This is a genomic window from Halonotius aquaticus (assembly GCF_003605575.1).
Lineage (GTDB): Archaea > Halobacteriota > Halobacteria > Halobacteriales > Haloferacaceae > Halonotius > Halonotius aquaticus.
This window is the reverse complement of the sequence record NZ_QKNY01000009.1, coordinates 1-24796: the sequence shown is the minus strand read 5'-3', so window position 1 is coordinate 24796 and position 24796 is coordinate 1. Positions and strand designations below refer to the sequence as shown.

At 61.7% G+C, this 24796-nt stretch carries 28 protein-coding genes; 18 read left to right on the top strand and 10 right to left on the bottom strand.

Features of this window, described 5'->3' with window-relative positions:
* Window positions 1–19: 19 nt before the first annotated feature.
* The 3 genes from DM826_RS06375 to DM826_RS06365 all read right to left on the bottom strand — a co-directional run bounded on the left by DM826_RS06375 (window position 20) and on the right by DM826_RS06365 (window position 2631).
* Complete coding sequence (locus DM826_RS06375) at window positions 20–1855, bottom strand: ribosome biogenesis/translation initiation ATPase RLI (protein WP_120102569.1); 1836 nt, start codon at window positions 1853–1855, stop codon at window positions 20–22.
* The gene (locus DM826_RS06370; protein WP_120102568.1) at window positions 1856–2170 is read right to left on the bottom strand and encodes an EMC6-like membrane protein; all 315 of its coding nucleotides are present in this window, start codon (window positions 2168–2170) and stop codon (window positions 1856–1858) included.
* A gap of 167 nt (window positions 2171–2337) precedes the next feature.
* Entirely contained in the window at window positions 2338–2631 is a 294-nt protein-coding gene (locus tag DM826_RS06365) for a DUF7562 family protein (protein ID WP_120102567.1), read from the bottom strand.
* Between the two features lie 223 nt (window positions 2632–2854).
* Between DM826_RS06365 and uvrA the strand changes: the two genes are divergently transcribed.
* Complete coding sequence (gene uvrA / locus DM826_RS06360) at window positions 2855–5803, top strand: excinuclease ABC subunit UvrA (protein ID WP_120102722.1); 2949 nt, start codon at window positions 2855–2857, stop codon at window positions 5801–5803.
* 61 nt (window positions 5804–5864) lie between these two features.
* Here uvrA and DM826_RS12825 read toward each other — a convergent pair whose 3' ends face one another.
* Window positions 5865–6497 carry a hypothetical protein gene (locus DM826_RS12825; protein ID WP_133304648.1) on the bottom strand — a complete coding sequence of 211 codons (633 nt, stop codon included), beginning with the start codon at window positions 6495–6497 and terminating at the stop codon, window positions 5865–5867.
* Window positions 6498–6946: 449 nt separating this feature from the next.
* On the opposite strand from DM826_RS12825, the gene DM826_RS13145 reads away from it, so the two are divergent.
* Both DM826_RS13145 and DM826_RS06350 read left to right on the top strand, forming a co-directional pair.
* Window positions 6947–7414 (top strand): hypothetical protein, encoded by a 468-nt coding sequence (locus tag DM826_RS13145; protein ID WP_133304647.1) that lies wholly within the window; start codon window positions 6947–6949, stop codon window positions 7412–7414.
* Between the two features lie 66 nt (window positions 7415–7480).
* Window positions 7481–8566, top strand: a complete 1086-nt coding sequence (locus DM826_RS06350) for a geranylgeranyl reductase family protein (RefSeq protein ID WP_120102565.1) — start codon at window positions 7481–7483, stop codon at window positions 8564–8566.
* An 18-nt stretch (window positions 8567–8584) separates the two neighbouring features.
* Here DM826_RS06350 and DM826_RS06345 read toward each other — a convergent pair whose 3' ends face one another.
* Window positions 8585–9028, bottom strand: coding sequence for a type IV pilin (locus tag DM826_RS06345; RefSeq protein ID WP_120102564.1), 444 nt, complete (start codon window positions 9026–9028; stop codon window positions 8585–8587).
* A 60-nt stretch (window positions 9029–9088) separates the two neighbouring features.
* Window positions 9089–9529, bottom strand: coding sequence for a universal stress protein (locus DM826_RS06340; RefSeq protein WP_120102721.1), 441 nt, complete (start codon window positions 9527–9529; stop codon window positions 9089–9091).
* A gap of 110 nt (window positions 9530–9639) precedes the next feature.
* Between DM826_RS06340 and DM826_RS06335 the strand changes: the two genes are divergently transcribed.
* Window positions 9640–10089, top strand: a complete 450-nt coding sequence (locus DM826_RS06335) for a universal stress protein (RefSeq protein ID WP_120102563.1) — start codon at window positions 9640–9642, stop codon at window positions 10087–10089.
* A gap of 1 nt (window position 10090) precedes the next feature.
* Here the strand turns inward: DM826_RS06335 and DM826_RS06330 are convergent, their stop codons facing one another.
* Together DM826_RS06330 and DM826_RS06325 are read right to left on the bottom strand one after the other, a co-directional pair.
* The gene (locus DM826_RS06330) at window positions 10091–10636 is read right to left on the bottom strand and encodes a GNAT family N-acetyltransferase (RefSeq protein WP_120102562.1); all 546 of its coding nucleotides are present in this window, start codon (window positions 10634–10636) and stop codon (window positions 10091–10093) included.
* Window positions 10633–10995 carry a universal stress protein gene (locus tag DM826_RS06325; protein ID WP_120102561.1) on the bottom strand — a complete coding sequence of 121 codons (363 nt, stop codon included), beginning with the start codon at window positions 10993–10995 and terminating at the stop codon, window positions 10633–10635. Before DM826_RS06325 ends, DM826_RS06330 begins: the two co-directional genes overlap by 4 nt.
* 120 nt (window positions 10996–11115) lie before the next feature.
* Between DM826_RS06325 and DM826_RS06320 the strand changes: the two genes are divergently transcribed.
* Together DM826_RS06320 and DM826_RS06315 are read left to right on the top strand one after the other, a co-directional pair.
* A complete protein-coding gene (locus DM826_RS06320; RefSeq protein ID WP_120102560.1) occupies window positions 11116–11853 on the top strand; it encodes a DUF5806 family protein in 738 nt (245 codons plus the stop codon).
* An 85-nt stretch (window positions 11854–11938) separates the two neighbouring features.
* Window positions 11939–12289, top strand: coding sequence for a hypothetical protein (locus tag DM826_RS06315; RefSeq protein ID WP_120102559.1), 351 nt, complete (start codon window positions 11939–11941; stop codon window positions 12287–12289).
* An 80-nt stretch (window positions 12290–12369) separates the two neighbouring features.
* Here DM826_RS06315 and DM826_RS06310 read toward each other — a convergent pair whose 3' ends face one another.
* Complete coding sequence (locus DM826_RS06310) at window positions 12370–12552, bottom strand: hypothetical protein (RefSeq protein ID WP_120102558.1); 183 nt, start codon at window positions 12550–12552, stop codon at window positions 12370–12372.
* A gap of 175 nt (window positions 12553–12727) precedes the next feature.
* On the opposite strand from DM826_RS06310, the gene DM826_RS06305 reads away from it, so the two are divergent.
* The 12 genes from DM826_RS06305 (at window position 12728) to hypF (ending at window position 23748) form a co-directional block, all read left to right on the top strand.
* Complete coding sequence (locus tag DM826_RS06305) at window positions 12728–13213, top strand: metal-dependent hydrolase (RefSeq protein ID WP_120102557.1); 486 nt, start codon at window positions 12728–12730, stop codon at window positions 13211–13213.
* Between the two features lie 230 nt (window positions 13214–13443).
* Complete coding sequence (locus DM826_RS06300; RefSeq protein WP_120102556.1) at window positions 13444–14676, top strand: hydrogenase small subunit; 1233 nt, start codon at window positions 13444–13446, stop codon at window positions 14674–14676.
* 2 nt (window positions 14677–14678) lie between these two features.
* Entirely contained in the window at window positions 14679–16244 is a 1566-nt protein-coding gene (locus DM826_RS06295) for a nickel-dependent hydrogenase large subunit (protein WP_120102555.1), read from the top strand.
* Window positions 16241–17092 carry a cytochrome b/b6 domain-containing protein gene (locus DM826_RS06290; protein WP_120102554.1) on the top strand — a complete coding sequence of 284 codons (852 nt, stop codon included), beginning with the start codon at window positions 16241–16243 and terminating at the stop codon, window positions 17090–17092. The genes DM826_RS06295 and DM826_RS06290 overlap by 4 nt, the downstream gene beginning before the upstream one ends.
* The gene (locus DM826_RS06285) at window positions 17076–17567 is read left to right on the top strand and encodes a hydrogenase maturation protease (protein ID WP_133304646.1); all 492 of its coding nucleotides are present in this window, start codon (window positions 17076–17078) and stop codon (window positions 17565–17567) included. The genes DM826_RS06290 and DM826_RS06285 overlap by 17 nt, the downstream gene beginning before the upstream one ends.
* A complete protein-coding gene (locus DM826_RS06280; protein WP_120102552.1) occupies window positions 17564–17743 on the top strand; it encodes a hypothetical protein in 180 nt (59 codons plus the stop codon). The genes DM826_RS06285 and DM826_RS06280 overlap by 4 nt, the downstream gene beginning before the upstream one ends.
* Complete coding sequence (locus DM826_RS06275; protein ID WP_120102551.1) at window positions 17743–18063, top strand: HypC/HybG/HupF family hydrogenase formation chaperone; 321 nt, start codon at window positions 17743–17745, stop codon at window positions 18061–18063. The genes DM826_RS06280 and DM826_RS06275 overlap by 1 nt, the downstream gene beginning before the upstream one ends.
* The gene (gene hypD, locus DM826_RS06270) at window positions 18053–19195 is read left to right on the top strand and encodes a hydrogenase formation protein HypD (protein WP_120102550.1); all 1143 of its coding nucleotides are present in this window, start codon (window positions 18053–18055) and stop codon (window positions 19193–19195) included. Before DM826_RS06275 ends, hypD begins: the two co-directional genes overlap by 11 nt.
* Entirely contained in the window at window positions 19192–20226 is a 1035-nt protein-coding gene (gene hypE, locus DM826_RS06265) for a hydrogenase expression/formation protein HypE (RefSeq protein ID WP_120102549.1), read from the top strand. Before hypD ends, hypE begins: the two co-directional genes overlap by 4 nt.
* A gap of 2 nt (window positions 20227–20228) precedes the next feature.
* Window positions 20229–20621, top strand: a complete 393-nt coding sequence (locus tag DM826_RS06260) for a hydrogenase maturation nickel metallochaperone HypA/HybF (protein WP_120102548.1) — start codon at window positions 20229–20231, stop codon at window positions 20619–20621.
* Window positions 20618–21415, top strand: coding sequence for a hydrogenase nickel incorporation protein HypB (hypB, locus tag DM826_RS06255; RefSeq protein WP_120102547.1), 798 nt, complete (start codon window positions 20618–20620; stop codon window positions 21413–21415). The genes DM826_RS06260 and hypB overlap by 4 nt, the downstream gene beginning before the upstream one ends.
* A 26-nt stretch (window positions 21416–21441) precedes the next feature.
* Window positions 21442–23748, top strand: coding sequence for a carbamoyltransferase HypF (gene hypF / locus DM826_RS06250; protein WP_205738806.1), 2307 nt, complete (start codon window positions 21442–21444; stop codon window positions 23746–23748).
* A gap of 52 nt (window positions 23749–23800) precedes the next feature.
* On the opposite strand, the gene DM826_RS13360 is transcribed toward hypF, so the two are convergent.
* Window positions 23801–24349, bottom strand: a complete 549-nt coding sequence (locus DM826_RS13360; RefSeq protein WP_394338543.1) for a GNAT family N-acetyltransferase — start codon at window positions 24347–24349, stop codon at window positions 23801–23803.
* Window positions 24350–24796 lie beyond the last annotated feature (447 nt).

The window sequence follows — 24796 nt, the reverse complement described above, 5'->3', positions numbered from 1 at the left end:
GTGTCGTCTGCGACACCGACTACGCCGAATAATAGTACTCGCCGTCGCGTTTCTGCTGGCTGTCCTTCTGGCTGCCCGGTTTGTTGATCCGGGGACGCCCGGTGCCCTCATCGCGGCGGAAGGTGATATCCAGATCCGCGAGGAAGTCGTTCATACCAGCGCGCATCTCCTGTGGCTCGGTGGCATGGCCCTGTTGGGCTGGCTCGCCGTCGAAGACCATCAGCCGGTCGGCCAGCAGGTCGATCATGTAGATGTCGTGGTCGATGACGAGCGCGGTCGCGTCGTGATTCTCGGCGTAGCGGCGGATCGCCGAGGTGGCCTGGACGCGCTGTTCGACATCGAGGTGTGCGGAGGGCTCGTCGAGCACGTAGAGGTCGGCCGGTTCGGAGAGGCAGGCCGCGATGGCGACACGCTGGCGTTCGCCACCGGAGAGATCGGTGAGCTGCTGTTCCATAATCGGGTTCAGCTGGAGGGGTTTGGCAACCTCTGTATCCCAGTAGGAGGTGCCGAACTCGTCGGTGATCGACGAGAGGAAGCTATCGACGCGCATCGGCTGGTCGATCTCGATGTACTGCGGTTTATACGAGATATCGAGATCGAAATCGAGGTCGCCGCTGTCTGGCTCGATTGAGCCGGCGAACAGCTTGGCGAGTGTCGATTTCCCGATTCCATTGGGGCCGACCACGCCCAGCACTTCACCCTCGTAGATCAGCCCACTGTCCACATCAAGGGAGAATTCGCCGTCGCCGTAGGATTTCGAGAGTTTGGGGTACTCTACCAGCGGCGTCCCGCGGGTGGTCTCTCGGGGGGCGTGTTCCTCGAAGGTGATCGACTCCGGCCGGATCCGCATATTCTCGTTGTTGAGGTAGCCCTCAAGATACTCGTTGATCCCGTTGCGGACGGATTTCGGATCGGTCATCACGCCGAAGACGCCGGCCTCACCGTAGGCGACGTGCAGCGTGTCAGCCAAGAGATCAAGAATCGCCAGATCGTGTTCGACGACGAGCATCGATCGCTCAGCCTCGGGGTCGTCGGCGAGTTCGCGGATCAGCCGGGCGACGACCATTCGCTGGCCGATGTCGAGATACGGCGTGATCTCATCGAGGAAGTAGAAGTCGGCGTCTCGGGCGAGTGTCGCCGCGATGGCGACGCGCTGGAGTTCGCCGCCACTGATCGAGTCGATGGGCTGATCCATGATCGGCTGGATCGAGAGCCGTTCAACCAATTCGTCAAGCGCGCCGCGTTCGTCAGTTTGCTCCAGTAGCTCGCGGGTGTTGCCGTCGAACTGTTTGGGGATCTGGTCGACATACTGCGGTTTGCGGGCGACCGTGATCTCCTCGTCCATCAGTTGGGTGAGGTAGTTCTGCAGTTCGGAGCCGCGGTAGCGATCCAGGACGGCCTCCCAGGTGGCGTCGCCGCCGTACTCGCCGAGATTCGGCACGATTTCGTCAGCCAACGCCTTGACCGCCGTCGACTTTCCGATCCCGTTGGGGCCGAGGATGCCGGTGACGTTGCCCGGTGCGGGAACCGGGAGCCCATATAGCGCGAAGGCGTTGTCGCCGTAGCGGTGGGTCGGCTCGTCGTCGAGCTCCTGGGGGAGGTTGATGATCTCGATGGCATCGAAGGGACATTTCTCGACGCAGATGCCGCAGGTTTCACCGAGACACAGCTCCTCGGAGATGCTGATCTGGTCTGGGTCGCCCTCATAGCGGTCGTCGTCCGCGAACCGGTCTTCGCGGGTGATGATACACTCCTCGCCCGTCCGGTTTGGCGGACAGAAGTTTGCACACTCGTAGTTACAGCGATCGGGCTGACAGCGGTCGAGGTCAACGACCGCGATGCTGTCGTCGGCCATCTACGCTCCCACCGCCGACGTGAGCAACACCGTGTAGGTGATAAACCAGAGACAGAACGTCATGAACGCGATATAGAGATTGTCCTTGATCCCGAAGTCGCTGATGTCGACGCCGACGACCTTGAGAATCGGGAACTGGATGAGGATCGCCGTCGCCACGAGGAGTGCCTGCCCCGTGCCGACCGCGTCGGCGGCCGTGGTGCCGAAGATCGTCGCTGATCCGAGCGCGGCCCCCAGCCCGGCCAGACAGGCGATCGTCGTGACCGTCACCCCCCGCATATGCTCGGAGAGCCCGGTCGTTGTGTCAGTTGCCATACCCACCGTTCTGAGAGCCGTCATCAAAAGGAGTTCGCTTGGGCCTGAGCACTGGCGTCGGCGACGATGGCACGGGTCGTTGCCTGTCGACGTCGACGATGGCGGTACCAACGGCGTCGCGTCGACAGATCACGACGGCGACACAGCCCGACACGCCGGTGTCCGCGTCAGGAATCGGGCTCTTCGACCGCCTCGTCGTCATCGACACGGTCGAGATACCGGGAGAGAAACTCCGTCTCCGAGAGGCCGTCGTCCTCAATGTCGACCAAGAGGGACTCAAGCCCCGACCGCGGCTGATGGGAGAGTTCCCGGAAACAATCCTTACAGAAGTGTTCGAACTCCTTGTCGTGTCTCTCCCAGCGGTCGCCGGTTTTGTCGTACTCGCGGGCCTCCGACCGTGGCAGTGACTCCCCGCAGGCGATGCAGACGACCGTCGTATCACCACCACCGGAGCCCAGCATACCTGGTCGCTATGACAGCGACCCACTTAGCGTTTGTTTCAGCCCACAAAGAGGTCTCCCCGTGGCCACGCCACCGGCGGTCGCACCCGCCGGTCTGGCCGTCGGCCACGACATGCCGACCCACGGAGCGGGCGCGTTAAGTCGGTCGAAGCCGTGCCTGTGGTATGAACTGCGTTGTCGCCACATCGACTCGTTGTCGTCGCTCTCGGGTGATCCATCACCGATGAGCCGCGATGTCATCGACGTCCGCGGTGCGGAGGAACACAATCTGAAGGAGGTCGACGTGGAGATTCCACGCGAAGAACTCACCGTTGTCACCGGCCTGTCAGGCTCCGGGAAATCCTCGCTGGCCTTTGATACGGTCTACGCCGAGGGGCAGCGACGCTACATCGAATCGCTGTCGGCCTACGCCCGAAATTTCCTCGGGCAGATGGACAAGCCGAAAGTCGAAGCCGTCGAGGGATTGTCGCCGGCGATCTCGATCGATCAGAAAAACGCCGCCAACAACCCTCGCTCGACGGTCGGCACCGTCACTGAACTCCACGACTACCTGCGACTCCTCTACGCCCGTACTGGCACCCAGTACGATCCGATCACCGGCGAGGAGGTCGGCGAGCAAAGCCCTCAGGCGATGATTACGCAACTGCTGGAGTTCCCAGAAGAGACGCGTGCAAAGATCGCTGCCCCGATCGTCCGCGATCAGAAAGGGGCCTTCGAGGAGCTGTTTGAAGAGCTCGTCAGTGAGGGCTACGCCCGCGTCGAGGTCGACGGCGAGCAGTTCGATCTGACGATGGAGAGCCCAGAGCTTGACAAGAACTACGACCACACGATCGACGTGATCGTCGACCGCGTGAAGCTCACCGCCGACGCACGCTCGCGGCTCACTGACAGCGTCGAAACCGCACTTGAGGAGGCTGACGGCGTTCTCAAGGCGATCATTCCTGATCCGCCGGAGAACCCGCCGATCGGGTCGAACACGCGCTCGACGGGCGATCTGGGCGGCGACGGCGACGACCGCCTCACCGTCGAGTTCTCCGAGACGCTTGGCAACCCCAACAGCGAGTTTCAATTCTCCGAGATCGAGACCCGATCGTTCTCGTTCAACAGCCCCTACGGAGCCTGCCCGGAGTGTGAGGGCATCGGCCAAGCGAAGGAAGTCGATGAGGGCCTGGTGATTCAGGATCCGAGCAAACCCCTGAAACACGTGTTTGAGGCCTGGAGCTACAACCGGTCGTACTACCGGACGCGAATCGACTCGGTCGCCGAGCACTTCGGCGTCGCCCTCGACACACCCTGGGAAGAGATCGACGACGACATTCAACGCCAGTTCCTCTACGGAACGGATCGGCAGGTCGTCTTCGAGCGGTCGACCCGCAACGGCACCCGCCGGAAGGAGAAACGCTTCGAGGGCGTCATTCCGAACCTGAGCCGCCGGCACGTCGAAACCGACTCCGAGGGTACCCGCGAGCACATCGAGGAGTACATGGCTGTCACCGAGTGTCCGGAGTGTGACGGCACGCGGCTCAAAGAGCAGTCCCGTCACGTCCTCGTTGACGGTACGTCGATCACCGAGGTCAATCAGATGTCGATCGGCGAGGCGCGGCGTCACTTCGAGGGCATGGAAGAGAACCTCTCGGCGCGCGACCGCACCATCGCCGAGGAGATTCTCAAGGAGATTCGCGCACGGCTCGGCTTCATGGAGGAGGTCGGGCTCGAATACCTCACGCTTGACCGCGAAGCATCGACGCTCTCCGGTGGCGAGAGCCAGCGTATTCGCCTTGCGACGCAGGTCGGCTCCGGCCTCGTCGGCGTGCTCTACGTGCTCGACGAGCCGTCGATCGGGCTCCACCAGCGCGACAACGACCGCCTGCTCAACACCCTCGAAGGCTTGCGCGATCTCGGCAACACGCTCGTTGTCGTCGAACACGACGAGGAGACGATGCGGCGGGCCGACACCATCATCGACATGGGGCCTGGCCCGGGCAAGCGCGGCGGTGAGATCGTCGTCCAGGGTGATTTCGACGACGTGTGCGACGCTGAGGACTCAACAACCGGCGACTATCTCGCGGGTCGCAAGGAGATCCCTGTCCCCGACGAGCGACGCGACCGCGACGGCGAACTCCGCGTCCGCGGCGCGCGCCAACACAACCTCAAGAACCTCGACGTGCCGATCCCACTGGGCGTTTTCACCGCGATTACGGGCGTTTCGGGATCGGGCAAATCGACCCTGATGCACGAAATCCTCTACAAGGGGCTGGCCCGCAAGATGAACGACAACACCTCGGTCGATCCGGGCGAACACGACGCACTGGAGGGCGTCGACGAGATCGAAACGGTTCGGCTGATCGACCAGAGTCCCATCGGTCGAACGCCGCGATCGAACCCCGCGACCTACACCGGGGTCTTCGACTACATTCGAGAGCTGTTCGCTGAAACCAAACTCGCCAAACAGCGCGGCTACAAGAAGGGCCGCTTCTCGTTCAACGTCAAAGGCGGCCGGTGTGAGTCCTGCGGCGGGCAGGGAACGGTCACCATCGAGATGAACTTCCTTTCTGATGTGCAGGTGCCCTGCGAGGAGTGCGACGGCGCGCGCTACAACGACGAAACGCTGGATGTGACCTACAAGGACAAGACGATCGCTGACGTGCTCGACATGGAGGTCGCCGAAGCCTACGAGTTCTTCGAGGCCAACACCCAGATCCGCCGCCGGCTCAAACTCCTGAAGGATGTTGGCCTTGGGTACATGTCGCTCGGCCAGCCATCCACGACGCTGTCGGGTGGCGAGGCCCAGCGTGTGAAACTCGCGGAGGAACTCGGCAAAAAACAGACCGGCGACACGCTCTACCTGCTTGATGAGCCAACCACGGGCCTCCACAAGGAGGACGAACGCAAACTGATCGACGTCCTCCAGCGACTCGTTGACAACGGCAACAGCGTCGTCGTCGTCGAACACGAACTCGATCTCGTCAAAAACGCCGACCATATCATTGACCTCGGCCCGGAGGGTGGTGAGGGCGGCGGTGACGTTGTCGCCAGCGGCACACCCGAATCGGTCGCTCGTACCGACGAGTCGCACACCGGTCGCTATCTGCGCGATTACCTCCCCGATATCGACATCGAGGGGCCGCGCTCGGATCGACGCAAGCCCGCGAAAGTCGCCAGCGACGACTGATTTATTCTCCCGCTTTCATCATTCTGAAAACATAAAACGGATATATTCAATCAAAATTGCATCATTTGTTAAAGATATTAAAATACCTCGGGGACTTTGGAATCCTCCCTTCTGATGCAAGGTGGTCTAACCCCAATGAGACCACGTATCCTAGTAGAAAAACAAGGGAGAGCCGTAATCCGTTGTTGAACAAAATAACTCCCATCTCTTGGTTCATTCCAAGCGTTCCATCAACTATTCCTCCTAAACCCAATATGACTAACCCAAATGTAGCCATCACTCCAATTTGGCAGAAATTAATTATCTTACTCCAAAAACTACGTGGACGATAGTATGGTAGACGATTTGTTGCTATCTCCTCAGCTATATTAGTCGGTATTTGACTAGTATCTATCTCTTCCCAGTCAACTGAATCATCAACGATCTCGCTGTATTCTACTGACCCCTGCTCGTCGTTATTTCGGGGAAACCAGTAGAATTTGGAGTCACCATCATTGAATCGACATATATGTTTAGAATCTGCCAAATCATCTAAATTGTTCCGAATTGTTTGTGGGTCAACATCCGAGAATTCTTGGGCGATAACATTTGATCGTACTGCTGGAACTTTTTGATTATACTCTGCCAAAGTTTTCTTCAACTCTCTAGGATCGACCTTTCGAGCTGGATGGGAGTCCCCCTGATCGCCGGACATGGGTAGATTATGCTTCACAATATTTTGTGCTCGGTAATGTAATTGAGGGTGTAAAATAAAATCTAGATCAAATATTTACCCAGACAAAGCTGCTGATGCGAATGCAATTCAATAAGCCTGACACGAGCGAACGTATCGTTGAAGGAATTATTCTTAGCTTGATCCCGCTAATCCTTGCAAGCATCTACTATTTGACGCCCGTTCCTATTCAGCAGACACTTGTTTTGGATCATACTGATCCAGTCGTGTACACTTTTTGGACAAACTCACTGATTCACAGTCATCAATCTGCCAGCAGCCATCTAATTAATAATCTAGTGTGGTACTCGCTACTTATATTCCCTTGCTGGAGTCTGTATTGTTTTCTGGATGAGCGCCGGAAATTTTGGTCGGCGTTTTTCCTCCTAATCATCCTTGGTCCGCTTGTGGCTAGTCTGAGTAGTTATGTAATGTTTGAGGTGATCATGGATTTCGGAATACAAAATGATAGAGGATTTTCAGGCGTTGTCGGGGCTATTGGCGGATTTTTGTTAATGAGTATAATCGGCACGTTTGTTCAAGAACAGGAAGAGAAAATATCTATTCTTTCTATGGGAATGTATTTCTCTATTCTGTTGCTCCAACTTGGAATTACAACGTCTCGAAAGTTGTGGACCTTAGCGGGCCTCTCATCTTTGACCGCTGTGTCTGCTGGATCTAATACTCAATATATGTCTTCATTCCCGAAGCTTCACAATTGGATGATGGAGAATTCTCGATTAAGTCTCTTGATTTTAATTTGTGTATGTGTCTCTGTAATGGCGTTTTCCGCGTCTCTGCCATCAAACATTATCTCCTCTTCAGGTGCTATCAAAAATATTGTAGCCCATGGAGCAGGTATCCTATTCGGGATGGGTGTGCAGATTCTCCTCCGATAACCACACAACAATCTCAAAGAGTTGAAAACAAACAACCTATACCACCGCTTCCGCAAACCCACAGTAATGTACGATTTCGTCGTTGTCGGCGTCGGCCCTGCCGGCGCGCGGTTCGCCCGCCGGGCCGCCGAGTCGGGCTACGACGTGCTCGGCCTCGAAAAGGGCACTGTCGGCACCCCACTTGCCTGCTCGGGTCACGTCAGCACCGACATCTGGGACTTCGTCCCTGATGACGCCAAGGACGACCTCCTCCAGAACCGCGTCTACGGCGCGAACTTCTACACCGGCGGCCCCGACAGCGACGCCAATCTGTTCTACAAAACCGACGAGATCTCGAACGTCATCGACCGCGTCGAACTTGACCGCACGCTCGCCGACGCCGCCCGCGACGCCGGCGCGGAGATCCGCGAAGGCCACACCGTCACCGGCGTCGACGAACGCGACGACCGTGTCGTGCTTACCGTCAGCGTCGCCGACGAAGCCGAACCCACGGAAATCGAGGCCCGCATGGTCGCTGGCTGTGACGGCCCCGTTTCTCGCGTCCGGCAGTCAGTCGAACTCCCCGAACCGAAAGAAAAGCTCCACGGCGTCCTCGCCTTTACCGACGAGGACGACCACGGCGACTACGTCGATGTCCATCTCACTGTCCCGCGATTCTTCGCCTGGCGCATCCCTCGCGGCGAGGCTGGCGTCGAGTACGGACTCGCAGCCGCGCCGGGTGCTGATGTCAACGACCGCTTCGATATCCTCACCGAACAGTACGATGTCGACACCGACCACTTCTGTTCGGGCGCGATTCCGATTGGGCCGCCGGAGACGGTCACAACTGACCGCGTCTTCCTTATCGGCGACGCGGCCGCACAGACGAAGCCCTTCACCGGTGGCGGCATCCTCTACGGGATGACCGCTGCCGACTGCGCGGCCCGCCACATCCAGCCGGATCGCCCCGACTCACTCGGGATCTACGAATCCGCGTGGCGTGAAACGCTCTCAAGTGAAATCAGACTCGGCCACCTGATCCGGCGTGGCTACTCGCTGCCGGAACCGATCCAGCGGTTCGGCCTCCGCGCGCTGTCGGGCGAAATCGGCGTCCACATGGACAAGCCAACCTCGCTGTTCTCGAAGCAACACCTCAAGCGGGTGTTTTCATAGCTGCCGGCGTCTGTGCCGTTATCCTTGCGGCCACTGCCACGTGCTGAGCGTGTTTGCCGACTGGCCTGAGGGGTTTTGCCAGATGATCCGCACGGTGTCACCACCATCCGCGTCGGTGTGCTCGATATCGACCGTATCGCCGGCCTCGATCGGGCTGTCCCACCCGGTTTTCGAGACCGCCGCGTCGGAGTCATCGGGGTACACCTCGTCGCCGTCGACGGTGATCCGAACGCGATTGTTGTCGATCTGATCGCCGCTGACATGGGTGATCGTGATCTCATCGGCATCGTTGCGTTCGTATCCGAAGGCCGCCTGCGGCGGCTGTTCGGAGAGCCCACTGGCAAAATCAAGCACCACTGTTCCGAGCACCGTTGCCAAAATCACTGTCAGTGCGACCATCAGGATCACGCCGATCACCGGCGAGACGCCACGGCTGTCGGTCGGAAACGAAAGCTCGACCATCGGTATCCCGCCGTGGCCGCGGCTTCGTACTTGAAGCTACGGCGTGGCTCCGGGGAGCGGCTATGCGGCCTCGACGGGGTCGTCGTCCTCGAAGGCTGCCAGTTGCCGCACCGTCAACACCGGGACTGGACAGATTCGGACGACGCGTTCGGCGACACTGCCGAGCAGAAACCGATTTTCGCCGTGGCGGCCGCGGGTGCCAGTCGTGACCAGATCGGCATCGATCTCCTCGGCGTAGGCGCTGATCTCCTCGGCGGGCTCACCCTCCCGGATCGTTGTCACAACGGGCTGATCGGTTTCCCCTTCGACCAGGTCGAGGGCGTCCTCGGCGTGGGCGGTCAGTTCGTCGCGTCGGTCGGCGGCCTCCTCGCTCGTGTCGGTGTCGACAACCGACAGCGCGTGGACGGTTGCGTCAAACCGATCGGCAACATCAAGTGCAACAGTGACCGCTCGGCTGACGCTGTCGGAGCCGTCGGTCGCCACGACGATCGTCTCGAACATGCCAGTCGGTTCGGTGGCAGCGATGATAAAACGCTGGTGTTCGGTTCGGCTGTCGCCGATCACACCGACGGAAGGGAGTGTTTTTGTGGCCGCCGGGTGGAGTGGTTGATATGGCCGACCTCGATATCGAGCTCGTTGTCGTCCCGGTCGACGGGAGCCCGGAGTCTACGACCGCCGTCGAGTACGCGGTGGCGATCGCCGATCGGTACGACGCGGCTGTCCATGCGGCCTACATCCTCGGTGAGCCGCGCGTGCGTGGGCTGGCAGACGGGACGATCACCGACGCCGAGATCGCCACCGACACCGAATCCTTCAGCGACAGGCTCGATGAGATCGCTGCCGACGCCAGCGTCGAGCTCTCGACCTCCGTTACCCGTGGTTTTTCGACGGAGATCAAGACGCTACACCCGGGAAGCGTTGTCCTCGATACGGCCGAGGAACTCGGGGCAGATTTCGTCGTTGTCCCGCGGGAACCAGCCAACGACAGCGATACCGATGTCTTAGAGAAAGCCGCCGAATACGTCCTGCTGTACGCGAGTCAGCCGGTATTGTCGGTCTGAGTTAGTCGTCTTCGGCGAGTCGGATCGCCATCTCAAGCTCGAAGCTCTCTGCGCCTGTTGTTTCGAAGCCAACCTTTTCGTACAGCGACACAGCAGCGTGATTCCAGCGTTCGACAGTGAGCCAGACGCAGTTGATCCCCTCGCTGTAGCCGTAGCCGAGCAACGACTCGATGAGGTGGGTGCCGATCCCGGCCTCCTGGTAGTCTTGGAGGACGAAGATCGCCAACTCGTAGTCGTCGTCGCCGTCGGGGACGAGCGTTGAGTGGCCGGCGGCGGTGTCGCCGTCCCACGCGATCAGATTGTAGCAGTCATCGGCGAGGATGCCGTCAAGCCAGGTTCGCACCCGTGACTCTCGCCCTGGCGGGATGCCTTGGGCACGATCTGAGGGGTCGAATTCGACGTACATCTCTGCCAGTGCCTCGTACTCCGCTTCTGACCCATCATACGGGCGGATCTCGATGTCACGATCCTCCCGATCGCTGAAGTGGATTGGCGGTTCCTCAAACGGGCCTGAAATGGTCTCAGGGTAGCGACGTTCCGAATTCATCGGACGAGAGTCACCGTGGTGTGTGCGTTGAGTACGACGAACTCAACCGTTTTGTCGATCGTAATCTTTCCCATCGGACTCGTCTGGCCGCCGGCAAGGACGATCTCGTCGAACCCCTCTGATTCGGCGATATCGACGAGTTCGCTGCCCGGTTGGCCCGAAACGTGGCGTGTCGCGGCCGTGATGTCATGTTCCTCCAGTGTTTCCGTCACAGTCGCCGCAAGCGACACATCCGTGTCGGCATCGGGGTTGCAGATGGCGACGGTCAGCTCGTCGGCAACCCTCGCCGCCCGCTGGATGGTTCGTTCGATGGCGGCCGGCGAGTCGTTTGGGCTGCCGACCCCCACGAGTACGTTCATGCAAGAGACGGTTGCGGCGACTCACTAAAAGCGTTGTCCGTCCGACCGCCTTGCAACCGCCCTCACGGCTGTGGCGGCGACCACGACAACGTTTTTCAAGCGGCCGTTCGGAGTGGAAATATGGATGACGACGCAGCCGACGCCGAGCCTCACTCACCGCCCGGCGACGGCGACCAGCCGGCCGGTGACGACGGCCAGCCACGCGAGGAACGCGACCAGTCGGCCGGCGACGACCCCACGACTGCTCCGACCGAGGGGCAAGCGGCCGACGACGACCCCGCGACCGCTCAAACTGAGAGCCAAGCGGCCGACGCTGAGACGGAGATTCCAGCCGATGTCCGCAAATACGAGCGGTTCACGAAGATGGATGGCGCGCAGTACGACCGCGTCAACGAGTTTCTGCGCGACCGCACCTATATCACCGCCCGTGAGTGGGCCATCGCCCGGCTGTGTGCGGATTTCCGCACCGAAACGGGCGTCGAGATGACGAAGATCGGCGAGAACCTCCCGGAGCTAATCCCGTTTATGACCGACACCTACAGCCCACAGGCGGTCAACCAGGCCCGGTCGTCATTTGAGGATAAGGTGACGCAAGCCGGTGCGACGTTTCTCTACGGAGCGATGTCGGGCTTCTTCACGGCCGACGAACTCGATGATCTGATGTATGAGGTGACCGAGGTCGCCAAATTCCTCTTGGAGGTCGAAGGCGTTGACCTCGCGGTCGCTGACGAACTCGACGCCGAAGAACGGATCTCCTCGGTGATGCGGGATGTTCGCCAGCAGAGCGCGGAGCTCCGCAGCGAGGAAGTTGAGTGTCCCAACTGTGGCCACACGCACACACCCGACGCCTCGGAGTGAGTCTTCGCGGCCGTGGTGTGGGGTGAACCAGTAGATACAGTGCTTCAGCCGACAGTTTAATAATCACATTAATTTGTTATAATGTATGGCCAGCAACGCCTCCTTGGACGAGCCTGACGACCACCAGCAGTCCGAACAGACGGAGATCATCCTCCTCGATGATGATACCGAACAGGAGATCGGTGCTGTCTCGGGCTGTTCACCCCCGGTGCCCGCTGTCGGCGACCTCGTTAGCCTCCAAAACTTCCAGATCGACGATACAAACGACACCGAGCGACCCCGCGGTGAGGAGGCTATGAACTTCCGTGTCGTCGACCGCGCGATCCATTACTCCATTGTCGATGCCGACGACGACGACGAGGGGCTTACTACTGAGGTGCTCCTGTATGTTGTCTCAAAAGAAGAGTGGGCTGTTCGGCGGCAACGCGGCAAATAACCCATTTTTGACTCTCACATCCCGCTCACAACCGGCGGCACTGCTGTCGTCCAGGTAGTAACGCGACGAGCAAACGTTCGTTATTCGTGGGCTAGCGGTGCAGCAGCCTGCTGAACGGTGGTATCGTCAAGCCGACCAAGCAGCCGATCGCGGGCATCGAAGCCGGTCGTCGGGGGCTGAGTGTCGCCGATCGTGTGCCCGTGGGTATCGTGACGCTCAGCGTCGGGGGTGTCAGTTGCGGTGTGTGCTTTGAGTGCGTTCATACCCCTTGATAGGAGGTAATTCAACATAAGCGGTCGCCAAGCGGAGTGAAAGTAAAACACGCCGCAAGAACCGCGGTCTCATCGCTGTCGATATCGACTGACTGCTTCCTCTTGCTCCAGGCGATCGATCCGACACAGTCGAACCCCTTTTGTGGCCACTCGGTGGGGTTGGTGTATGTACCGTAAGGGCCACCTCGGTGTCTCGCTGCTTGTCTTTGCGCCGGTCGGCTACTGGCTTGTGAGCGTCGGCGAACCCGAAGCCGCGATGCTGACCGGTGTGGTACTGCTTTGGCTTGCGATGCTTCCTGATATTGACCATCGGTTCCCGGTGATCGAGCATCGTGGGGTGACGCATTCGCTGGTCTTTGCGGGGCTTGTCGGTGGCCTCTTCGCTGTGGCTGGCGTCGCCCTTGGCGATGTGTTTCGCGTTGCCGGGCTGGGACTGGGGACGTTCGGGTTTTTGCTCGGTTTCCTCACCGTCGGTGCGCATCTCGTTGGCGACGCGCTCACGCCTGCGGGTATCCCCCTGCTGTGGCCGCTGCCACGAACCTACTCCCTGTCAGTAACGCGGGCAGACAACACGCTCGCCAACTATGGGCTCTTCGTCGTCGGCATCGTGGTGACTGGCGGGTGGGTACTCGTCGCGTTTGGCTCTGGGTAACGGCGACCGACACTGATGGCCTCGGTCATTTGCTGCCGACCCGTTTCGGGTTCGCACGCGATTCCGTAGACAGGAGTTTGCGACAGTCGTCTGCTCTGTGTCTGCGCTTCTCGCGTGTAAATTGTGTAAACCCAGTGGTGGTCATCACACTACCAAAACTCTCCTTCGGTGTTCTCAGTTTCTAAGAATCAAATGTGCGTTTATTAATGATATTTTCACTCACTGGAACCATGGCCAATCTGGGGCTATCGACCGCCGATACGACCAGACGAAATTTCCTCCGCCTTGTTGGCTCCTCAGCAGCCGGAACCGTCATGACAGAGTACAGCACAGACGTCGCAGCCGCACTCACCAAAGCGACCGACGGCACGAAGGATGTCGTCTGGCTCCAAGGCCAGACCTGTTCGGCGTGTACGATGTCGACGCTGCAGGGAACGTCGCCAAGTCTTGAGGAGGCGATCTCCGAGTTCAAACTCAACGTCACCTACCATCCAGAGATCATGGCCGAGACAGGCCAAGACGCCATCGACGCGATGAGCGACGACCCCGACATCCTGATGATCGAGGGGGCGATCCCGACGAAGATCCCGTCGGCAGCGACCTTCGGCCGCGACGAGAAGGGACGGCGAAAACCGATCGTTGATTGGGTGAAGGAACTGGCCCCACGCTCGGAGTTCGTCATGGGGATCGGGACGTGTGCCTGCTATGGCGGGTGGCAGTCGGCGCAAAACGGCGCGCCGGCGGTCACCGACGACACCGAGGAGGGGCCGTGGCTGGACGACAACGTCACCGGCGCGAAAGGCGTCCAGTTCACCCACCAGCAGGGCGACGAGGGCGTTCTTGGCCCCGACTTTCGGTCGAATGCCGGCCTCCCGGTTATCAATGTCCCCGGCTGTATGACTCACCCCGACTACGTGTTGCTTACTGTAGCAACGCTGTTGAACGGCCACACACCGGAGCTCGACGAGTTCAACCGCCCCGAAGCGTTCTACGGGCCGCTCGTTCACGATCAGTGTTCTCGCCGTGGCTACTTCGACCGCGGTGAGTTCGTCGACCACGTCGGCGAAGATTCCGAAAAATGTCTCTACACGGTCGGCTGCAAAGGGCCGTACTGCCATTGCGACGACTCGGTACGGCTCTGGAACGACGGCACGAGCGTCTGCCGGAATGTCGGGGCTCCGTGTATCGGCTGTATGGAACCCGCCTTCTGGGACAACATGACGCCGTTTTATCAGCCGATCGAGGAGCAGGGGCTCCCGCTCGGCGATATCGAGACAGCCGGCGTTGCCGCCGTCGGCGCGACCGCAGCCGGCCTTGGGGCCCACGCTGGACGGAAGGCGATGGGGTACGGTGACGGCGACGACGCCGACAGCGCGACGGAAGAGCCACCCAGACCCGACGGTGGCTGTGCCTGCGGAAGCGAGTGTGAATGTGCAAGTGAGGCCACCAGCACGGAGGACTGAGCATGCCAGAGATCGAAATCGACCCGACAACACGAATCGAAGGTCATCACAGTACCACGCTGAATGTCGAGGGCGGCGTGGTTACTGAGGCGAAGAGCCACATGGACATGTTCCGCGGCATGGAGCTGGTCGTGTTGAACCGCCCGCCGTCGGACGCGCCGGTGTTCACCCAACGGGTCTGTGGCGTCTGTTTCACCGTCCATCGACAGACCGCGCTGTTGGCCATCGAGAACGCCGCCAAGAACGCGGGGGTCTTCGACGGGATCCCCGACACCGCCCGCAAGATGCGCAACCTGCTGGAACGGATGGCGACGCTGTGGAACCACGCGGTTCACATGTTTGCGCTCGTCGCCCCCGACTACAGCGACGCCGTCGCCGATACAGGGTTGACACGGCTCGACCCCATGGACGGAGCGGGGTACACCGCCGCCTTGGAGGCCCAGCGCAAACTGCTGCAGGGGTTCGCCGAGTTCGGCGGGAAGGCCCCCCATCCACTCACCTACGCGCCCGGTGGGATGTCGGCCAATCCAACCATCGAGAAACTCCAGCAGATCAGCGACCAGGTCGAGTTCGTCAGCGACTGGCTCGGGCCGACTGACGCCGTTCCCGAGGTGATCGAGAACGTCCGCAACGACCGGTTTGATCCGACGCTTGGCGAGGGGCTCCACGACATCGTTTCGCTGCTGTTCGCCGCGAAGGAGGCCGGTGCCGACGACTTCGGCGTTGGCCCGGGGCGATACTACTGCAACGGCATCTACCCCGACGAGAACGGCGAGGATCAGATCCCCTCCGGAATCTACGTTGACGGCGAACTCTCTCATCCCAGCGACGAGGAGATCAAAAACGCGATCACCGAGAGCACGGCCCACTCGTGGTACACCGACGACTCCGGCGGGTCGCCGATGGAGGAGTCGCCACCGAAGCCAGCACCGGACAAAGAGGGGGCCTACTCGTGGGGGAAAGCCCCGCGGTACAACGGGATGAACATGGAGACCGGTTCGCTCGCCCGCCTGATCGTCACCGACAGGGATCCCTTCGACCTCCGGGCGACACTCGGCGGCGATCCCACCAAAAGCAGCACGCTCAACCGCCTCATCGCCCGCGCACAGGAGGCGTTGCTACTCCGCGATCAGATCGTCGAGCTACTCGACGATATCGACCCGAACGGGACGGTCAACACCGGCTGGAGCGACGATTTCAGCGGCGAAGGCGTCGGGCTCTGGGAGGCCTCCCGCGGCGCTCTCTCTCACTGGGTGAAGATTGAAGACGGCACCATCACCAACTATCAGATCATCACTCCGACGCTGTGGAACCTTGGCCCACGCGACGATTCGGGGACGCCCAGCATCTTCGAGACAGCCGTCGAGGGGATGACCGTCGCCGATGTCGAGAACCCGCTCAACGTGATGCGAACGGTGCGGTCGTTCGACCCCTGTTTGGCCTGTTCAGTTCACGTCGAAAGCCCGGAGGCAAGCTATACCGAGGAGATCACGCCGGCATCGCCGGGCAGCGCGCTCACGGCGGCCTGTGACGCGCCGATCGCCGGTGAGGAGGCCGACGACACATGACGACCTCCGACCCGGAGGCCGCCGACAGCAACCCGCCCGGCGAGACGGCGGCCGAATCCAGGATCAGTGCCCAGCTGCTCGGGCTCCTACGGTCGGTATTACGGTCGCCTGAGGCGGCCGACGACCGGTACAGCCGGATTCAGGCGATGAAAGGGCGGGTCTCAGTCGAGCGTCACGGGCTGGGCGCACGCCTCTCCCACTGGACGCAGGCACTGTTGATGTTCATCCTCATGGGAACGGGGTACGCCATCTGGACGGGCACGTATGGCCCACTGAACATCGTGCCGTGGGACGGCTACTACATCGCTTTCGGTCTGCATCTCTGGGCTGGCATCCTGTTGATGGCCGTCCTGTTCGTTCTCTTCCCGCTGTATCACGTCTATGTCGATGGCCACCGGCAACTGGCCGAACTCGCCGATATCCGCGTCTCGATTCGTGTTGCCCAGGCGTTTGTCGGGCTGAAATCCTACATCCCGGGGTATCACGACGCCCGCCAGACGTACGACGAGGCGGAGGGTGATTGGGTCGCCTACCACCCGATGCAGAAAACCTTCTTCTGGTGGATCAACATCCTATTTGCCGTCCTCGTGGTGACCGGGTTCGGAATGTACGCCGAGATGCGGTCGGATCCGGCCTGGTGGATCGAACTGCTCGGCTTTCTGGATGGCTGGCTGAACATCGTCCTGCTCAAGCAGATCCACCTGTTCGTGTTTTTCATCGTCGTGTCGATGGTGCTGGGCCACGTGTATTTCGCGCTGCTGCCCAGCAACCGGGAGACGCTCAGATCGATGTTGTTCGGCGACATAGACGCCTACGTGCTCGGAGGTGACGATGACGACGACGGGTGAGGTCGGAACGGCCGAGCTGCCGACCAGCCAGGCCGTCGTCGGCGTCGGAAGCCGCGTCATGCGCGACGACGGCGTCGGCTTCCACGCTATCGAGGCCTTACGGGAGCGATCGCTGCCACCAGGGACGACGGTGAGCCACGCCGGCACGACCGCGTTTCTGGCCCTCGAAGCGATGAGCGGAAGCGACCGAGCGATCGTCGTCGACGCACTCGCGGTTGACGACGAACCGGGGTGTGTCCGGACGTTTCGCTACGACGACCCCGGCGAGACCCCGCCGGAGGTGACCATGCACGATTTTAGCTTTAGCGACGCGCTCGCGGTCGGCGACGCCGCCTACGACCTCCCTGAGACGGTTGAACTCGTCGGCGTGGTGCCGGCCGTCCTTGAGCCGGGGTTAGAGCTGTCCGACCCCGTTTCGGACGCACTCCCCGAGCTTGTCTCACACATTACCACACGACTCAACACACCACTATGAACGGAACCTGGTACTGCACGGACTGTGAGGAAGAGATCGAGAAAGGAGCAATCGACGCCCATGAGGCCGACGACCACCATGTCAAGGGGTTCTTCCGGCCAGACCGCCTGTTGCCGGGCGATCCGGAGCTCATCGGTGCGCAGGCCGGCAGCGAGGGCCCTGGAGGTGAGCGCTGATGTGTCTCGGTGTCCCCGGCGAGATCGTCGAGATCGACGACCACGAGGCAGTCGCCGATTTCTGGGGTGTCGAACGGCGCGTCCGGCTCGATGTGGTCGGTGACGCCGTCGATGTCGGCGATTATATCCTCAACCACGCAGGGTTCGCCATCCGGAAGATCCCCGAACAGGAGGTCGAGGAAACCATCGCCATCTACGAATCGCTGTTCGGCGATGACGCCGAGGAGGCCCTCGACGAGATCGGCGCGCCCCGCGGTGCCGACATCGACCTCGGCGGCGAGCAAGCGGCTGTCGAACCGGAGGGCGGCGATGACGACTAGCGAGCCGGTCGCCAGCGATGCGGGCGACGGCGGGGCTGCCGACCTCCAGTTTCGAGACCCGGAGGTTGCCGACGAACTCGCCGACGACATCGCGGCTCAGATGGAGCGCATCGACGAGCCCGTCGAGATCATGCACGTCTGTGGGAGCCACGAGCAGGTCATCGCGAAGTTCGGCCTGCGAAGCATGCTTCCCGACGCCCTTTCAGTGACGATGGGGCCGGGGTGTCCGGTCTGTGTGACGAACATGCCCGAGGTCGACGAGGCGGTCGCGCTAGCGGAGGCTGGCAAAACGGTCGCAACGTACGGCGACATGTTTCGCGTGCCAGGCACCGTCAAAAGCCTCGCCGATGCCAAAGCCGAGGGGGCGTCGGTCGAGGTCGTCTACAGCGCCAGCGAGGCCGTCGAACTCGCCGAAACCAACCCAGATGAGGACGTGGTCTTTTTCGCCACGGGATTCGAGACAACCGCCGCACCCACCGCAGCCGTCCTTCAGGCCGATCCACCCGAGAACTTCTCCGTGCTCTCGGCGCACAAGTACGTCCCGCCGGCGATGGAAGTCGTCGCGGAGATGCCCGAGACGGATGTCGATGCGTTTCTCGCCGCCGGCCACGCCGCGACCATCACGGGGTACGGGCTGTTTGAGGAGTTCGTCGACGAGTACGATCTCCCAGTCGTCGTCGGCGGGTTCGAACCGCTGGACGTACTCTACGGCGTCCGGCGCATCCTGGAGTTCATCGAGGCCGGCGAGGGAGGTCTCGACAACGCCTATCCGCGGTGTGTCTCCCGGGAGGGCAACGAGGCGGCGATGGCCGCCATCGACGACGTGTTCACGCTCACGTCCGGCGAGTGGCGCGGGATCGCCGAGATCCCGGACGCCAACTTCGTGTTGCGGGAGGCCTACGCCGATCACAGCGCCCGAGCCCAGTTCGATATCGACGCTGTCGACGGGGCTGGAGATCCACTCACCGAACAGTGCATCTGTGGGGATATCATGGCCGGCACGGCCTCCCCCGAGGGGTGTGAGCTGTTCGGCGAGGAGTGCACGCCGTCGAATCCGGTCGGTGCGTGTATGGTCTCCGACGAAGGCACCTGCAAGATCTGGCACGAATACGGGGGCGAGCCCGATCTATGAGCGACGACGACACGGTGACCGTTGCCCACGGCGCGGGCACCGGTAAGACCCGTGCGTTTCTGGAAGACAGCGTCGTCTCCAGATTTGCCCAAAACGGCGCGGGCGACGATCTTGCGGTCGGATTGGACGCCCTCGACGACGGTGCGGTTCACGAGATCGATGATCGATCAGTGGTCGTCACGACCGACAGCCACGTCGTGTCGCCGCTTTCGTTTCCGGGTGGCGACATCGGCCGCCTGGCCGTCGCGGGCACCGTCAACGATCTGGCGGTGATGGGCGCGACCGAGCCGCTCTCGCTGACCTGCTCGCTTATCGTTGAGGCAGGCACATCCGTCGAGTTGCTTGAGGACATCCTTGATTCGATGGAGGCGACCTGCGAGGCCGCCGGCTGTGCGATCACGACCGGCGATACGAAAGTCATGGGCAGCGGCGAGGTCGACGGCGTCGTCATCAACACGACGGGCGTCGGCGTCATCCCACAGGGTGCGCATGTGCCGGATGCTGGTCTCTCACCGGGCGACAAGCTCGTCCTCTCAGGGGCCGTCGGTGATCACGGCATCACGCTGCTGGCCGAACGCGAGGGGTTCGATATCGATGGCGAGCTTCGCAGCGATGTCGCCCCGGTCAACGACGCTGTTGCTGCGGCACTCGATGCGGGCACGATCACGGCCATGAAGGATCCGACGCGCGGCGGGCTTGCGACCGCACTCAACGAGATGGCGACGAAGGGCGCCGCTGGAATCGTTGTCGACGAACCAGCCGTGCCGGTGCACGACGCGGTGTCGGCGGCGGGCGAACTCCTCGGGATCGATCCCTTCGACGTGGCCAACGAGGGAGAAGTCGTCTTCGGCGTGGACGCGGCTGACGCCGACGCCGTCGTCGATGCCCTGCAGGCCACGTCCGTCGGGGCCGATGCCGCGGTGATCGGCGAGGTGACCGACGAACACACCGGGCGGGTCGTCCTCGATACCGGCTTCGGGCGTCGCTATCTGAGCGAACCGGAGGGCGAACAGCTCCCACGAATCTGCTGATAATGCATGAACTCAGTGTCGCCGAGGAACTGCTCGCCCGCGCCAGCGAGGCCGCAGCCGACCACGGGGCCGACACCGTCGAGACGCTGACCGTCGAGCTCGGGGTGGCAACACACGTCAATCCCACCCAGTTACGGTTTTGTCTCGAAACTGTCGCCGAAACCCGGGGGGATTCCGACCTGACAGTCGAGATCGAGTCGGTCGACCCACAGGCGGCCTGTGACTGTGGCTGGGCCGGTGAGCCGCCGTCGTTCGGGGCGACGGCCGGCCGGGTGCCGACGGCGCGCTGTCCCGACTGCGGGTCGAGCGTCGAGTTCACCAGCGGCAAGGAGTGTCGGCTGGCGTCGATCACCGTTCCGGATGCCCCAGAATGCAACGAGGGAGTTCACACATGACACTGTTCACCCACCCACGACGGTCGCATCGATTCCCGATCCATCGACTCCGCCGCGTCCTGCGCCGCAAGAATCCGCTCCCGGTCGCCCGCGCCCATCGGTTCGGTCACGGTGACGACGCCGATGGAACCGACATGAGCGACGACGTGCTCGCCCAATACCGCGAGCAGGCGCGTGCCCTCCACGAGCGGCTGGTTCACGACCACGACGTGTCAGTCGTCGAGTTTCTCGGTGCCACCGGGAGCGGCAAGACGACCCTGATCGAACACCTGATCGAGCGCGCGCCGTCGGACGAAGCCATCGGCGTCGTCGTCGGCGACGTGGCCGGCGACGACGATGCACGTCGATTCCGCACGCACGACGTCGACGTTGCCAACGTCACGACAGGCAAGGAGTGCCATCTCGATCCCGGGCTGCTTGGAGATGCGCTCACCGATCTCGACCTCAACGCACTCGACCGGTTGTACGTCGAGAACGTCGGGAACATGGTGTGTCCGGCTGACTTCCCACTCGGTGCACAGGCCCGGGTACTCGTCGTGAGTACGACCGAGGGCGACGACGTGGTTCGCAAACACCCGCTGTTGTTCGAGGCCTGTGATGCCGCCGTGATCAACAAGATCGACATTGCCGATGCCGTGGGTGCTGATATCGACCGGATGGCGTCGGACATCGCCGATGTTGCCCCCGAGATGGACGTGTTCCGAACGAACGGCCGCGACGGCGACGGACTCGACGCGGTGGCGTCGTTTCTCACCGACGTGCGCGCCGCCGGACACGACCACGCCCACCACTGACGATGGATGAGCGCTGTCGTGCCGCCGTGCAGATTTCAGGGACAGTCCAGGGCGTCGGCTTCCGCCCGTTTGTCTACCGAACGGCCGTTGACGCCGGTATCGCTGGCTACGTCCGCAATACAGGGGGTGCTGTCGAGGCCGCCTTCGAGGGGCCGCAAGCGGCTATCGAACAGGTACTCCAGACGGTTCGTACCGACCCGCCACCGCTTTCGACCGTTGAGGCGGTCGATGTCGAGTGGCGCGATCCAACCGGCGTCGAAGGCTTCGAGATCTGTGACTCGACCGGCAAGCACGCCGGGGGCGTTGATGCGCCGGTACCGCCGGATACGGGTATCTGTGAGGCGTGTCTCGACGACCTCCGTGATCCTGACTCACGCTACCACGAGTACTGGGCGACCGCTTGCGTCGACTGCGGCCCGCGCTTTGCTGTCGTCGAGGACGTGCCGTACGACCGCGCCCGTACCTCGATGGCCGCCTTCCCACTGTGTGAGGACTGCCGCGAGCGATACGAAACGCCGACAAGCCGTCGCTGTCATGCCCAGACCATCGGGTGTCCGGACTGTGGGCCGACGCTTCGCTACGAGATCGACGCCGAGTGCGTGGCGACAGGTGCTGAGTGTGTGGCGACAGGCACCGACGCCATCGCTCGGGCCGGCGACGCGTTGACCGACGGCTCGATCCTTGCGATCAAAGGCACCGGCGGCATCCACCTGGTCTGTGACGCGACTGACCCCGAGACAGTCGGCCGGCTCCGAGCCCGAACCGGACGACCGGCGAAACCCTTCGCGTGTATGGCTCGGTCGGTCGACGCTATCGAAGCCTTCGCCGAGGTCGACAACACGGCCCGAGAGTTGCTGACCGACGTCCGCAGTCCGATTGTGCTGCTTGAGACGACGACAGCGGCGTCGTGGCTCGATGTCGTCGCCCCGGGGCTATCGACGGTTGGGGTCATGACCCCATACGCTGGCCTGCACCACCTGCTGTTCGACCACGTGGACGACCCCGTGGTGATGACCAGTGCGAACCGCCCCGGGCAGCCGATGTGTACGACGACGGAGAGCGTCTGGGATCGACTCGGCGATGTCGTCGATGGCGTGGTCGGACACGACCGTGAGATCGTCGCCCGCTGTGATGACAGCGTGGTACGCGTTGTCGACGACACCCCGCGGTTCGTCCGCCGATCACGTGGCTGGACGCCGACGACGCTGCCGAATCCGACCGGTGTCGACGGCGAGTCACCGGTCGTGCTGGCCGTTGGCCCCGAACGGGATGCGACGGTCGCAGTCGCCGGCAGTGACGGCGTCGTTAGCTCACAACACATCGGTGCTGTCGACTCCCCGAACACGCTGGCGTTTCACCGTGACGCGGTTACCCATCTTCAGGAGCTTACGAACCTCTCTCCCGATGTCGTCGCCTGTGACCGCCATCCCGACTTCTTGACGACGACGGAGGCCGAACAGTATGCGGCAGATGGGATGGCCGGCCCAGTTGCTGTCCAACACCATCATGCCCACGCAGCTGCGCTGTGTGCCGAACACGACGTCAACCGAGCGATTGTGGTCGTGGCCGATGGCACCGGTTACGGCCCGGACGGCACTATCTGGGGCGGTGAAGTGTTGGACGTGACCTACGAGGGGTTCGAACGTGTTGGGGGCCTCTCGTCGTTTGGGCTGCCCGGTGGTGAGGTTGCCATCGAATATCCAGCACGCATCTTAGCGACGCTGCTTGCGGATACCGATCGGATCGACGACCGGTTGCTGGAAACCGGTGCCGTCGAAAGCCGCGATGATGCCGCTGTCGTCCGCCAGCAGGCTGAACGCGGGGTGAACGCCCCGACAACGACCAGCGCGGGTCGGTATCTCGATGCGGTGAGCGCGTTGGTCGGTGCCTGTGACCGCCGCACCTACGAGGGTGAACCCGCCCAGCGGCTGGAAGGGCTCGCACGCGACGGAACCCCGCAGCCGATCGATATCCCCTATAAGACACGCTCTGGCGATCGTGTCCTCGATGTGCAGACGCTCGTCCGATCGCTGGCTGCCCTCACAGCCGACGCGTCGGCAGCCGATGTCGCTGCAACAGCACAACATGCGTTAGCGAGCGGCTTAGCGACGATCGCGCTCGACACGGCTGCCGAGCGGAATGTCGGAGCTGTCGGCTTTACCGGCGGGGTAGCCTACAACGGTGCCATCTCGCGGCAGCTCCGAACTCACGTCGAGCCGAGCGACTGTCGCTATCTCCAACCAGCTGCGGTACCACCAGGAGACGGGGGGATCGCATACGGACAAGCCATCGTCGCGACTGCCAGAAACATCTCTGTTGCAGACAATCGATGAGATGCGGTGCCGAAGAGATATCTTCACCATGGTCTTACCGGCTTGAGCCAACTCAGGACTGTCTGTTTCTCTCGGTGGCCACTGTCTCTGTGCGTTGCGCCTGCAGCGGAAGCGTCATCTGTATGGTGTGGTCTCTGTCAACGACTTCAAACCCGAGTCGCTGGTACACGGTAATCGCGGCGCGATTGGTCTGGCTGACGTGTAATTCGAGTGCCTCACAGTCAGCTTCCACCGCGGCGGCCGCTGCATGCTTACACAGTTCCGTTCCGATGCCGCGGTTGTGAAACGCTGGATGAACGAACACGGCTAGTTCGGGCCGAGGGGCATCCGCCGGCGTATAGTAGACATGCCCGACTACTCGCTCTTGGTTCTCGGCGACGATATTCCGGCCATTTGCAAGCGATCGCTCTATCCACGCCCGGCGTTGGTGATCCACAGCCGGTGGGACCCCCAGTGTGCGGTCGGCCGCACCGAAGGACTGATACAACGCTGCCAGTTTGTCGGCATCATCCTTCCGAGCCGGGCGAACCGTCCAGCGACTGCCCTGCTTGTCGACGAACCGTGGGCAGCGGGGCGGACAGTATCGTGAACACGTGCACATGCGGCCCTCACACCGCTCATAGCCAATCGCAGGTGGCTCACCCATACAACATGATTAATCATTATGTTCTATATAATCCTACTGGTTTCGTCTGTCAGCGTCACCAACACAGCAACCGACACGGCTACTGGTCACCATCTGCTGCAGCGTCGAGCCATACGTGATCCCACCCAGTCAACGAAGCTGTTACGATGCGCCGCGAACGGTCTCGGGAATCGTTGCTCGTCACCTGCGGCGCTGGTCGCTTTTAGATGAGCAATTCGAATAGCGGTGCATCAAGCGGTGACTGCGGTCGATGACAACGTGAAGCTGCGAACTGCAGAAAGCGATACTCAGTCGATCACATCGGGTTAGTAGAAGTGTCCGCTCGGAGAAGGTGTGCAAACACCCCGAGCTGACAACGAGCTAAAGGAGGAACATTTGCTTAATTTTGTCGTCAACAACCTC